Raw genomic sequence first — 12552 nt, forward strand, 5'->3', positions numbered from 1 at the left:
TCTGTTTTGCTCCCGAAAATTAATCAACTAAAGTCATATGCTTCATGTATACCCAAATAATTCGAGTTATGGGAAGGCGTTAAACTCAGGAATCCCAGGAGCTTACTTAAGTAAGTGACTGGGGTGACGGAGTGCAACCAACACACCCATAACGTGAAGTATGAAGGGTATATGACGTGATAAAAAAAGGGGCTGCAATGCCCCTTTAGTGAGTAAGTGTAATTATGCGAGCAAGCGCAACATTCTACGTAACGGTTCGGCAGCGCCCCATAGCAGCTGGTCGCCAACAGTGAAGGCAGACAAGTACTCAGGACCCATATTCAGTTTACGCAAACGTCCGACTGGAGTAGTGAGCGTGCCAGTTACCGCAGCAGGCGTCAGCTCACGCATAGTGATATCACGGTCGTTTGGCACGACTTTGACCCAATCGTTATGCCCGGCCAGCATCGCTTCGATGGTTGGCAAAGAGACATCTTTTTTCAGTTTGAGGGTGAATGCCTGGCTGTGGCAGCGCAGCGCGCCAACACGGACACAAAGGCCATCAACTGGAATGATAGTGCCGGTATTAAGGATTTTGTTGGTTTCAGCCTGGCCTTTCCACTCTTCGCGGGTCTGGCCATTATCAAGCTGCTTGTCGATCCATGGGATCAGGCTGCCAGCCAATGGCACACCGAAGTTATCCGTTGGCAGACTGCCGCTACGAGCCAGGTCAGTCACTTTACGTTCGATGTTCAAAATGGCAGATGCAGGATCAGCAAGCTCGCTGGCAACGTGGCTATGCAACTGGCCCATCTGGGTCAACAGTTCACGCATATGGCGCGCGCCACCGCCGGATGCCGCCTGGTAAGTCGCAACAGAAACCCAGTCAACCATGTCGTTTGCAAACAGGCCGCCAAGGGACATCAGCATCAGGCTAACGGTGCAGTTGCCGCCAACAAAGGTTTTCACGCCATTATTCAGACCTTCCTGAATAACGTGCTGGTTAACCGGGTCGAGGATGATAATCGCGTCATCTTTCATACGCAGTGAAGATGCAGCATCAATCCAGTAACCTTGCCAGCCGCTTTCACGAAGCTTTGGATAGATTTCGTTGGTATAATCGCCGCCCTGGCAGGTAATGATAATGTCCAGTGCCTTCAGCGCTTCCAGGTCGTAGGCATCTTGCAGCGTGCCGTTGTTCTGGCCTGCAAAAGATGGGGCCGGGAGGCCTAACTGAGAAGTGGAGAAGAAAACTGGGCGAATGGCGTCAAAATCGCGTTCTTCAACCATGCGTTGCATGAGAACGGAACCGACCATACCGCGCCAACCGATAAAACCAACATTTTTCATAGCGACTAATCCTGCAGAGGTATTTGCGTTGAGTGCATTCAAGGGAATATGTCCCACATTACAAAATGCTACCAAAGTCGCAAGTGAAATTAATCAATGATCTGCAAGCTATTAGAAATACAACTTATTAGAGACAACTATTCATGACCGAAATCATTTCTGCGGCAGTATTGTTAATCCTGATTATGGACCCGTTGGGGAACCTGCCGATTTTTATGTCAGTGCTCAAGCATACTGAGCCGAAGCGCCGCCGGGCCATCATGATCCGCGAACTGCTTATTGCACTGATCATCATGCTGATCTTCCTGTTTGCCGGGGAAAAAATCCTTGCGTTTCTTAACCTGCGTGCGGAAAGCGTGTCGATTTCCGGCGGGATTATCCTGTTCCTGATTGCCATCCGAATGATCTTCCCAAGCCATGAAGGCAACGCCTCTGGCCTGCCTGCTGGCGAAGAACCATTTATCGTGCCGCTGGCTATTCCGCTGGTTGCCGGGCCAACGTTACTGGCAACATTAATGCTGTTATCACACCAGTATCCAAACCAGATGGGGCACCTGGTTGCTGCGTTGATGCTGGCCTGGGGCGGCACCGTGGTAATTTTGCTGCAATCATCGCTGTTCTTACGCTTACTCGGGGAAAAAGGCGTTAACGCGCTGGAGCGCCTGATGGGCCTGGTATTGGTCATGCTGGCAACTCAAATGTTCCTCGATGGGCTTAGAATTTGGATGAAGGGATAAGGCGTAGACATTCCGCTAACTCCCTTTCAGTATCAGCACAAACAAGAAAGCCGCCTTCATAAAAGGCGGCTTTCTATTATCGTAACGTCCTGCGTATCACTTCTCTGAAATCACGGGCTTGCAAAGCACAGGAGAATGAAGCTGGCGACGGCTCATCAGCGTCACCCCCGCCAATACCAGCATAACCAACGCTTCGACCAGCAAGAATCCCATCATCGCCTCCACATAGTCACCATTGCTCAGCACACGGAAATGCAGGAACAACGCACCGAGGATTGCCGGGCCAAGTCCAAGCGTTGATTGTTGCAGCGTACTTAAAATCGCACTCCCCGCGCCGGCATCATTAGGGGCGATGTCACGCATCCCGAGGCGATAAAAACTGTTAACGATCAGCGCCTGCCCGTAGCCAATCAACAATGTTGCAGGGGCGACAGCTAACGCGCCAGCACTGTGACCAAAGTGTTGTAACGTAGCAATGAGCGCCAATAGCCCAGCCACCTGCACCACAATGCCAGCCAGCAAAATCGTGCTCATGGAATGGCGTGCAATCAGTTTTGGGGCATAACAAGCTGAAATAAAATAGGCTACTCCAAGGGCAATAAAGCTGTTACCCGACTGCCACGGAGCCATTCCCAGCCCAGCCTGTAGCGTTAAAGCCATGCAAAACATAAAGCCCGACCAGCAGGTATAGAACATAACGGCTATCAAAATGCCAAAACGAATGCTGGTGAGTTTAAGCAATCGCGGTGGAAGCAAAGGCTGTAGGCCACGTTGTTGCTGGCTTAATGCTCCGGAACGCATCCACCAACCAAGTGGAATAATCGCTATCAACGCAGCTTGCATCTGCCATGGCCAGTGTAGTTCTGGGCCAAGTGCCATAGGAAAGAGCAGGCAGCAGAGTATTAACGCCAGGCAAAAAGTCCCCTGCCAATCGATACGCGAAACGCTTTCACTACGGGTTTCCGGCAAATAACGCTTTCCTACCATCAATACAAAGATGCAAATCGGGACATTAATAAAAAAAGCGTTACGCCAGCCAAGCCCGGCGATATCTGATGATACCAGCCATCCCCCACCCATTTGCCCAATAATAAAAGCAATACCTCCGATGCCTCCATAAAGGCTAATGGCTTTGGTATGAGCGGTGCCTTTTAACGTGACGTGAAGTGTTGCCAAAATCTGCGGCACAATTAATGCGGCCCCCATGCCCTGCAACGTGCGTGCAGCAAGCAGCGTTCCAACAGAGCCGGCAATGCCACACAGCAAAGAGGCAATACCAAACAACGCTACACCCCACATCAGAACACGCCTGCGGCCCAGGTTATCTCCAAGCTTGCTGCCTACAGCCAGACAAACGGCGAAGGCCACCCCATAGAGCGCCACAATAAGTTCCAACTCTGTATGGCTGGTACCCAATGACTGGGTGATCGAGTCCAGGGCCACGTTGGTAATCGACGTATCAATAAGCGGCAACATCTGGCTTGTCAGAAGCAAAATCAAACCTGCTCGTCCAAGGGAAAAAGGGGGAATTCTCATCATGTGCTCCATTGCACGGTTCAGGATACCGGCGTAGCATCCCCCAATGTTTAAACGGGTACCAGTTCTTGCTTATACTGGTATTGGAACTACCCTTCTGGAGTTTTCCGTGACAACCATCACAAAACTTGACCAGCGCACTACCACCCTGGAAGACAATCGAAAAATGTTGGCGGCTTTTTTACGCACCCGACGTGAAAGTCTTGACCCTCAACGTCTCGGTTTACCCCGCAGTGGCCGCCGCCGCACGCCAGGGCTGCGCCGTGAAGAAGTCGCGCTGTTGGCAGACGTTGGTGTGACCTGGTACACCTGGCTTGAGCAAGGACGGGATGTGAACCCCTCCGTCAGCGTGATGACGGCTATCACTAGCGCGTTGCAATGCTCTCCCGTTGAGACACGTCATTTATTTATTCTCGCGGGCTTATCACCGGCAGAGATTCCCGCCGCTGCGCTGTGTGAAAATCTCAGCCCCGCATCTCGCCGCTTACTTGATGCACTGATGCCAAACCCGGCCAGCATGCAAAAGCCCAACTTCGATCTTATTGGTTACAACCGCAATTTTTGTCTGCTAATGGGAGTGGATCTGGATGCCGTTCCGGTTGATGAACGCAACTGCATTTACCAGTATCTGACTAACGATAACTGGAGCCGCCGCCTTGGTGACAAAGAGTACATTTTGCCGTTATTTGTCGGCTACTTCCGGGCTGGGATGGCAGAACACCGAGGCGAGCCACGCTGGGAGGCATTACTGGAGTGCTTTTTCTCTGTCTCGGCAGAATTTAAAGCCCTGTGGCAGCAGCGTTATGAAGTACGCGCGATTGAAAACCATCGGAAGCAATTTATTCACCCACAAATCGGCACCATCCAGATGCAGCAAACGAACTGGTATTCAGCCCCGCGTGATGGCGCGCGCCTACTGGTGTATTTACCGGTGGATGAAGAAGGGGAACGGCAGTTGGAACAGCTATCGAGATTCTGCTGAATATTCCTGCTTCAAACTATTTTTATGATCGCGAAAACCGGCTTTTTAAGGTTGTGAGAAATAAAGGGCGGGTAGGTCATTCAAAGAGGCTAAGAAGTGCTAAACGCGTGGTAAGTGAACGATTTAATTGATCGTGCTAATAGTATTGAAGGATTCATTGGGGAAAGGGGAAAGCATTGTTTGGTACAAGCGAAAAACCAGGTATACTGCGCACCGCCTCCATGTAGCAATCGAGGCTAGGAAGATCGTCGTCTCCGGTGAGGCGGCTGGACTTCAAATCCAGTTGGTGCCGCCAGCGGTGCCGGGCAGGTTCAACTCCTGTGATCTTCCGCCACTCATTGTCCGGACACATCCGAAAAAGTCTTTTAAAATCATTAAATTCATCAAGTTAGCTCACCTCACCGTCCGTGTAAGTCCGAGGCAATCTCCCTAAATCCGTGAAAAATATGTATAGTATTGTGTATAAAATTTTTATACACATAATTCACTTATACACATGCCCCTGACTGACATACAAATCCGCCGCGCTAAGCCGCAAGACAAGGCCTATACCCTAAACGATGGACAAGGCTTATCTCTGCTCATCAATCCCGACGGAAGCAAAGGCTGGAGGTTCCGTTACCGGTTCGCAGGTAAAGCCCGCCTCATGTCCTTCGGTTCATACAGTCTTGTTTCACTTGCTGAGGCTCGCGAGAAACGTGATGCAGCGCGTAAGCAGGTAGCAAACGGCATCGACCCCGTAGAAGAACGTAAAGCTCAAAAACTGGCACAGCAGCTCTCAACAGAAAACTCTTTCGAGGCTATCAGCCGGGAATGGCATACAAATAAAGCTGACCGCTGGACTGTGGCCTATCGGGAAGAAATCATTAAGACCTTTGAGCAGGATGTTTTCCCGTTCATAGGGAACCGTCCAATCTCGGAAATTAAGCCGCTGGAATTGCTCGAGGTGCTACGTCGTATCGAAAAGCGGGGAGCATTAGAGAAAACAAGGAAAGTGCGTCAACGTTGTGGCGAGGTTTTCCGCTACGCCATAATCACCGGCAGAGCTGAATACAACCCTGCACCTGATTTAGCTATTGCGCTGGCCGTTCCAAAGCAAAAGAATCATCCATTTTTATCTGCCGAAGAATTGCCACATTTTATCCGTGATCTTGAAGCGTACACGGGTAGCATTATTACGAAGAATGCGACAAAGATAATCATACTTACTGGTGTGCGAACGCAAGAGTTACGCTTTGCTACGTGGGATGAAGTAGACCTTGAAAAAGGGTTATGGGAAATACCGGCAGAACGGATGAAAATGCGTAGGCCTCACGTCGTTCCTTTATCTACTCAGGTGATTGACCTCTTTAAGCAGCTCAAGCCTATTACTGGTCATTATCCCTACATTTTTATTGGCAGGAATAACCGCAGCAAACCAATCTGCAAGGAAAGTGTGACGCAAGTGATTGAGTTACTTGGCTACAAAGGACGTGCTACAGGTCACGGTTTCAGACATACAATGTCGACAATCCTCCATGAACAGGGATTTGATAGTGCATGGATTGAAATGCAGTTGGCACATGTAGATAAGAACAGTATTCGCGGCACGTATAACCATGCACAATATTTAGAACAGCGCAGGGATATGCTTGAATGGTATACAAAAAAGGTTGGTTACTAAAATGAAATTAACAGATGAAAAGCTACAGGAAGTTATCAAATCTCTTGCTAATAACATCCGAGCTGAAAGAATAAGCTATGGAAGTTTTTTAGAAATTTACTCTGGATATGAAAATATCAGTAACATAAAGAACATCATGAACAGTGTTATTTATGGCCGGAGAGGATCAGGTAAGACACACCTCCTTAAAGCACTTGCCGAGGTTATTTCAGAAGAATTTCAAGAAAAGCGCATATTCCCTATTTACTTAGATTTAAGAAGAATTATTCCACTATTATCATCTGATGGCTTAGCCGACGTAGATGCTATACTTATCTTTAAATACATCATGGGGGAGATCTCATATAGTTTATATGAGAACCTTAATTTTATCCTTGATGTTAATGAGTTCGATAGTTCTAAATCGTTAGTAAAAGATATCAATGGAAAACTAGTTACCGATTACTTCTCTAAAATTTATTTAGAGATTGAAGGTCGTACATTAAGAAAATCCACAGATTTGAAAGTTTCTGAAGAGGAAGTTCGATCTTTAAATACAGGTCTAGACATATCAAGAGACCCTAGAATTACACTTGGCACTGGCAACAATCAAAAAACAACAAAAGAGACATCACATCGCTCACACATTTCAATTTTAGACATTACAAATTCTTTAGAAAATTTATTAAAAGAGTTAAATCTGAATGGTATAATGTTATTAATTGATGAGTGGTCAGAACTTAGCAGTGATATACAACCCTCTCTTGCTGAAATTTTGAAAAAAACCTTTTCAGCAATAAATGTTTATTTGAAAATTGCAGCCATACCAAACAGAACAGCACTAGGTCATAAAAGTGAAAAGAAATTCATAGGCTTAGAGGACGGTGGCGATATATTTGGCTATCATCTTGATTTAAGGTATGTTTTTGAAGTAAACAAGACTCAAACACGGGATTTCTTTAATGACCTATTATATCGCCACTTAACATCCATCGATAAAGAAACCATTGATAATTTTATTAGCAATGGAAAAAGTAGTTCTTCAAGCTTCATCAACCTACTTTTTGCTAACGTTGCACTGAATGAAATACTTGTCGCTTGTGCAGGAATCCCTCGAGACTTTATTAATTTGTTTTTAAACAGTTATGACAGATTTTTATTATCGTCAACATCTTCTGCTAAAAGAATAAATGTTAAATGTATGAGGGCTGCCAACTCTGAGTGGTATGAAAAGGATAAAAAAGACCAAGTTGATAAGAACCCAACAGAAAGAGTCTTGTTGACCGAGATTGTCAAAGAGGTTGTTCATAAGAAGAAGTCAATGCACTTCTTGATTCCAGAGGAGTATTCCAATAACAAACACATTCAGAATTTAATTGATTTCAGAGTCATACACTTGAGAAAGAATGGATATTCCCATCAAGATCACGCAGGGATTTCTTACAACGTATACTCTGTTGATTATGGATGCTACAACTCTCTAAACATAGCAAAAAGTAAATTAGAATCTTTGATGGAAGGAGATTTAAACGTAAAGGACTTACGAGCTATAAGACGTATATCTCTTGAAAAAGATTTCTTCCAAAGATTTTTAATTAATATCGGAGAGGCTTTCTATTGTCCTAATCCCAATTGCAAACAAGCAATTGATGTAAATCATCCAGTTTATATTAAACAAAATGTTTGTAATAACTGTTGGGAAAAAATCACATGATTACTTATGCCCAAGTTGTACCCCGGCGATAATTTGAATAAGCCTCTACTGCTCCTCATTGGGGCAGTTATCTACAACAAATTAAATAATTTACTCCGCGCGCAATGCTATCCCCGCCACGCCTGCCCGCTTCATGGGTGGGTTTTAATGCATATGCATGAACACCCCGGAGCCGTGCCAGCTCTGGGGTGTTGAGGTGTGAAAAATACGGGGTTTTACATGCAAAACCATGCACCGTAATGCATGGTTTAATTGAATTAAATAGCAGTATTTTTTGGCGTATTTTAATCGGGGTTTTGCTGGCTCAGTTCTGCCTGTCGGTGCGCATAAACACGGTTCTGTACCGGTGTGTATTTTTGCTGATTATCAACACGGGAAGCCGCATCAGGCCTGAATCCGATGGCCGTTAAAATGTCGTTGTTTTCAGCCGTGTAATTGATTTCCTGACTCGTGGTCAGATAGCCCCGCAGGGCTTCACCGATGTAATGCGTCGCTCGTCGTATCGCCAGCTCTCTGACTGCCGCAGGAAACTGATTAATACCCATTAATTCCGGTGCCAGTGTATTGACCAGTGCAGCCCCGTTCTGCGTCATAAAAGCACCCAGGGCATTCCCGATGCTGATGTGTTGCACCGCTTCATGTGAACGGATATAGCGGCCAGCCGCACAGGTAATTTCCCACTGCTTAATGTCGATGTATTCGCTCAGGTAGCGGATTTTCTCTGCCTTCCGGGGTGCTCCCGGTGCGAGGTGTTCATCCAGTTCCGTCTCTGCTGCGGCCAGCTCATCTTTTTTATTCTGCCAGGCTGTTTTATTCGCCTGACACACTGCAAAGGCCTGCTGTAATGGTGTGTCGCTCATTGATTCGTCCCCGCCTGGTCATTGTGTCGCTGATGGTCGCTGTTTCGGCTCTTTATCCATTTCAGCCTGAATAAAATCATCATCAGGCTCATCACTGGCCACCGGCTGGCGGATAATCGACTCAACCGATTCCATCGACCGGAAGGTCGCAGAGCAGAGCACATTCTGGCACTGGTAATAGCGATGCTTGACGCTGTCAGACAGATAGCGGCTTGAACGGGAATGGGCTGAGGTTTTACAGAACGGACAGTGCATCATGACAGTAACCCTTTCGCCTTGAGCTGCGCTTCCAGTTGCTGCATGCGCTCGTAAAATGCCTTATTGGCGAATGGCGTACCCGCCACATTATGATCCATATGTGGCAGCGTCAGGGATGACAGCCCGGTTTTGTAGAGCACCGGTTCGTCGGTAAGACGCAGGTTATACCCACTGATTTTCTGCTCAAGAAACAGGGTGACCTGATGCATGACCGCTTTATCCGGTTCGACGTAGCCCTGATGACCGGTGTTGTTAGCCAGGGGGTTATCTAATACCAGGCCTTTTAGCTTCATTGCCCGGACAAGTGCGCCGCAGGAAGTTTCCAGTGCCAGTTTCAGTTCACCTTCGGCATAGTCACGCAAAACGGACAGATGAGCCTGTCGGTACGCTTTTGCGGTCGAATCACAGGCTCCCTTTAGCTTTTCCCGTTCAAACTCCAGCACTTGAGCCAGATTGTCGCATTCCTGTGCCAGCTCACGCTGTGCCACACGTTCAATGTGACGCTTTTTCAGGTCATCAGTCAGCACGGCACCACCAGCGCGGAACAGGTTGCGCCAGCTATTCGTGTCCTCACCGTTTTCCTGCTCCAGCTCCGATTTCTGTTCGCGGGCACGGTTGATGGCCGTTTCGGTCTCATCAATTTTGCGGGCGTTCTCAAGATGAGCCGCCTTTGCCGCTTCAAGACGCTGCATACCGGCTTTCAGGGATTCAGGAATAGTTGTGGTCTGGGTCATGAGTGCCTCTCCGTCATTTCAATGAGTGGCTATTCTGCCGTGCGCCACACAACAAGAGGATCGGTTGTGGATGTACCAGCCCTGACACAAGCAGACCTGAAAACAGGCTTGCCAGAGGAAAGGTCGCAGGAACATACCCCCCTCTTTTATTATTTTTTTACTATTAACTATTCACTCTGTTCACCTTTAAAAAAAAGATAAGTAATACAGTATATTAGAGGGTGAACAATCGAGGTCTGACTGTTCACCGACTGTTCACCGACTGTTCACCACTGTTCACCCTGATTATTTTCGACAGCGTGATGGCTTTTGATATTCATTAGATTTATTTGAAATAAAATATTTTTTTATATAACCATATGGAATCTTTGATTTGCCATTTTGTTCCACCGTATTGCCTACGATTGCCAGTGTTTGCCAGTTTGTTTCTTTGAAATAAGTCAATGTTTGTTTTCGAAAAATCAAACATTGCCCTCAGTGAAAATATTCACAAAATAGAGAGCTACCCGAAGCCGGACGGACACGACCGGATCTCTATGGACTGTTATGAGGTAGCTTTATGCACACCGCTTTTTCCGCACCATCTTCCGCGCCAGCCGCGCATCTGCCGCCAGTTTCCGCCCCGACTCAGGAGCGTTTTTTACGACTCCCGGAAGTCATTCACCAGTGCGGGCTGTCCCGCTCCACGCTCTACGATTTAATCGCCCGCAATGCGTTCCCGGCACAGGTCTCCCTCGGCGGAAAAAATGTCGCCTGGCTTCAGTCAGAAGTCACAGCGTGGATGGGCGAACGTATCGCACAACGTAACCGGGGATGTGACGCATGAATCAGCTCCGTTTTCAAAAAGCCCCTTTCCCTGGCTTGCATCCCTTCCAGGTTTGCGGTTATAGTTTTTCCGCTGTCGCAAAATCGACAGCCGGGATTGGCGTCCTGTTATACTTATTGGCGACACGACACGCGCCATGCGTGTTTTTTTACGTCGTTGCTCAGGCTTACCCATTTTCCGGGCTATGGTTTTTACACCGTGGTTCCTGTCAGATAATGGTGGCCCGGGCGGGGCAGCCTTCGGGCTGGCCGGTTTCCAATAAGGCCGGTTACGCCAACCTCGTCCGGGCTACCACCAGTGAAATTGGCGTTTCCGGTGATAGCTGTATCAGCTACTTATTGGAGGTTGCCCTTATGGCTTCGACCCTCGCCCCGACTCACCCGCAGTTCGTCTTTGTCTTTGCCGCCGTTCGTCGCACCGAACGTACCAGCCGCGTTTCCATGCTCCGTACCGTCGCCGGTGATGAGCAAGCCGCCCGTCTTTCCCTTGTCCGTGATTACATTCTTTCCTTTGCCGCCCGTCTGCCTGTTGCGGAGGTGGCGCATGCATAACGCAACCCCCATTAAAAATGTCTCTGCCCGTCGTGGTAGCGAGAAACCCGTCATTGCTCACCTGAGTATCGAGGCGTACCACAAACTCAACCGCGCCAGTACCGTATCGCAGTTTATCGGCGATGATTTACAGCGCCGGGAAATGAGCGGCTTACACCAGCTCTATATTCCGCAGATATTCAGCTATCTGCACGAGGACATCAGTTTTGTGCTGGAGGAATTAAAAGCGAAAGGGCTGTGCCAGGAATTTCTGTCGCAGGGTGGTCTGTCTGAATTACACGGCGGGGAATAAACCATGTTTGATTTTCCTCAGCCGGGTGAAAAATACCGCACGGATATTTATGCCGCTGTGACGGTGGTGGGTATTCTGGCCGATGGCATTCCGTGGGATGTGCCTTACCGCTGCCCGGATATGGTCTGTAACCCGTTCCGCAAGCCTTACACCATCCTTATTCGTATTGAGTCTGACGGGCAGGTGATTGAAATACCGCTCGGGCATTTCCTACGGGAATTTACCTGTATTCGCCCTGACGTGTTTAAGCGAAACCCTGAGAACCGCTATACCGTGCTGAAAATAATAACGAATGACCCGGTATTACAGCGCTGGCGTGAAAGGAATATTGATATTTATCCGGAAGAGAATAAACCGGTAATAAAAAATATCCCGGTGGTGTATTCGTGGCGTGATATTCCTCGCCCTGAGCCGGATACCAGCTACCGCCATTACCTGTAATTAAATCACTCATTCAAATTATGTGCGTATCTGCACAGGGCTTCGCACACCCCAAGGAGACCGAATCATGAAGATCAGCCAGCCGGTAACCCCGTCAGGAATTAACGCCACCATTACGCTGGATGACCTGCGTTGCCTTGAACATTTATTACGTGTCGGCCAGTTCGCCGGTGATTTGCTGGAGCATCAGGAATGCACCGTGCTGAAACAGCCCCCGGCACAACAGACACAACTCGCTTCACTGCTGTTTCTGATGACCACCCAGCTCGACGGCGTGGTCGAACGCTGCCACATGAGCTGGATGGCTCCGGAGAAAAACCAATGAAAAGAATGCCACTTTCACCCGTTCTGCGCGCAGCGCTTTACCGTCGCACCGTGGCCTGTGCCTGGCTGAATATCTGCCAGCAACAGCAACGTTATCCGCAACTCACTCTCACCACACTGGAAGATGCCATTGCCGGTGAGCTGGAGGGGTTTTATCTGCGCCAGCACGGACTGGAGAAAGGCCGGGAAATTGCCTGCGCATTACTGGAGGATTTACTGGAAAGCGGCGCACTGAAAACCACACCGGCGCTGTCGTTTCTCGGGCTGGCCGTCATGGATGAACTTTGCACCCGTCACTTAACGCAACCGGCGCAGCCGTAAGGAAA

General features: G+C 48.2%; 15 protein-coding genes and 1 tRNA gene. 11 read left to right on the top strand and 5 right to left on the bottom strand.

The genetic code is table 11. The features are described from left to right. Positions 1-222: 222 nt before the first annotated feature. Positions 223-1329, bottom strand: coding sequence for an aspartate-semialdehyde dehydrogenase (asd, locus tag LVQ76_RS12300; protein ID WP_232921744.1), 1107 nt, complete (start codon positions 1327-1329; stop codon positions 223-225). 143 nt (positions 1330-1472) lie between these two features. Between asd and LVQ76_RS12305 the strand changes: the two genes are divergently transcribed. Continuing rightward, the gene (locus tag LVQ76_RS12305) at positions 1473-2066 is read left to right on the top strand and encodes a YhgN family NAAT transporter (RefSeq protein ID WP_034460330.1); all 594 of its coding nucleotides are present in this window, start codon (positions 1473-1475) and stop codon (positions 2064-2066) included. Positions 2067-2162: 96 nt separating this feature from the next. Here LVQ76_RS12305 and LVQ76_RS12310 read toward each other — a convergent pair whose 3' ends face one another. Beyond that, positions 2163-3602, bottom strand: a complete 1440-nt coding sequence (locus LVQ76_RS12310; RefSeq protein WP_232921838.1) for an MFS transporter — start codon at positions 3600-3602, stop codon at positions 2163-2165. Positions 3603-3768: 166 nt separating this feature from the next. Here LVQ76_RS12310 and LVQ76_RS12315 point away from each other — a divergent pair, with 166 nt between their 5' ends. From LVQ76_RS12315 to LVQ76_RS12330, 4 genes are all read left to right on the top strand, one after another. After that, positions 3769-4584, top strand: a complete 816-nt coding sequence (locus tag LVQ76_RS12315) for a helix-turn-helix transcriptional regulator (RefSeq protein ID WP_232864021.1) — start codon at positions 3769-3771, stop codon at positions 4582-4584. A 239-nt stretch (positions 4585-4823) separates the two neighbouring features. Continuing rightward, a tRNA-Sec gene (locus LVQ76_RS12320) sits at positions 4824-4918 on the top strand. 162 nt (positions 4919-5080) lie between these two features. Beyond that, a complete protein-coding gene (locus tag LVQ76_RS12325) occupies positions 5081-6247 on the top strand; it encodes a tyrosine-type recombinase/integrase (RefSeq protein ID WP_232921745.1) in 1167 nt (388 codons plus the stop codon). Position 6248: 1 nt separating this feature from the next. Next, entirely contained in the window at positions 6249-7940 is a 1692-nt protein-coding gene (locus LVQ76_RS12330; RefSeq protein WP_232921746.1) for an ORC-CDC6 family AAA ATPase, read from the top strand. Between the two features lie 284 nt (positions 7941-8224). On the opposite strand, the gene LVQ76_RS12335 is transcribed toward LVQ76_RS12330, so the two are convergent. From LVQ76_RS12335 to sid, 3 genes are read right to left on the bottom strand one after another with little or no spacing between them, the layout of a single operon-like run. Further along, on the bottom strand, positions 8225-8800 hold the full coding sequence (locus LVQ76_RS12335) for a phage polarity suppression protein (RefSeq protein WP_232921747.1): 576 nt from the start codon (positions 8798-8800) through the stop codon (positions 8225-8227). 18 nt (positions 8801-8818) lie between these two features. Then, positions 8819-9058, bottom strand: coding sequence for an ogr/Delta-like zinc finger family protein (locus LVQ76_RS12340; RefSeq protein WP_064544248.1), 240 nt, complete (start codon positions 9056-9058; stop codon positions 8819-8821). Next, the gene (gene sid / locus LVQ76_RS12345; RefSeq protein WP_232921748.1) at positions 9055-9792 is read right to left on the bottom strand and encodes a capsid size-determining scaffold Sid; all 738 of its coding nucleotides are present in this window, start codon (positions 9790-9792) and stop codon (positions 9055-9057) included. Before sid ends, LVQ76_RS12340 begins: the two co-directional genes overlap by 4 nt. Positions 9793-10351: 559 nt before the next feature. Here sid and LVQ76_RS12350 point away from each other — a divergent pair. The 6 genes from LVQ76_RS12350 to LVQ76_RS12375 all read left to right on the top strand — a co-directional run bounded on the left by LVQ76_RS12350 (position 10352) and on the right by LVQ76_RS12375 (position 12547). Further along, the gene (locus tag LVQ76_RS12350; RefSeq protein WP_232921749.1) at positions 10352-10618 is read left to right on the top strand and encodes a helix-turn-helix transcriptional regulator; all 267 of its coding nucleotides are present in this window, start codon (positions 10352-10354) and stop codon (positions 10616-10618) included. Next, a complete protein-coding gene (locus LVQ76_RS12355) occupies positions 10615-11169 on the top strand; it encodes a host cell division inhibitor Icd-like protein (protein WP_232921750.1) in 555 nt (184 codons plus the stop codon). The genes LVQ76_RS12350 and LVQ76_RS12355 overlap by 4 nt, the downstream gene beginning before the upstream one ends. Then, the gene (locus LVQ76_RS12360; RefSeq protein WP_232921751.1) at positions 11162-11461 is read left to right on the top strand and encodes a derepression protein; all 300 of its coding nucleotides are present in this window, start codon (positions 11162-11164) and stop codon (positions 11459-11461) included. Before LVQ76_RS12355 ends, LVQ76_RS12360 begins: the two co-directional genes overlap by 8 nt. Positions 11462-11464: 3 nt before the next feature. Continuing rightward, positions 11465-11902 (top strand): hypothetical protein, encoded by a 438-nt coding sequence (locus LVQ76_RS12365; RefSeq protein WP_232921752.1) that lies wholly within the window; start codon positions 11465-11467, stop codon positions 11900-11902. Positions 11903-11969: 67 nt separating this feature from the next. Next, entirely contained in the window at positions 11970-12227 is a 258-nt protein-coding gene (locus LVQ76_RS12370) for a hypothetical protein (RefSeq protein ID WP_232921753.1), read from the top strand. Beyond that, positions 12224-12547: a DUF5375 family protein gene (locus LVQ76_RS12375; RefSeq protein ID WP_232921754.1), complete on the top strand. Its 324-nt coding sequence runs from the start codon at positions 12224-12226 to the stop codon at positions 12545-12547. Before LVQ76_RS12370 ends, LVQ76_RS12375 begins: the two co-directional genes overlap by 4 nt. The last annotated feature ends 5 nt before the right edge of the window (positions 12548-12552 follow it).

Origin of the sequence: Buttiauxella cochleicola (assembly GCF_021283185.1) — a bacterium.
GTDB lineage: Bacteria > Pseudomonadota > Gammaproteobacteria > Enterobacterales > Enterobacteriaceae > Buttiauxella > Buttiauxella massiliensis.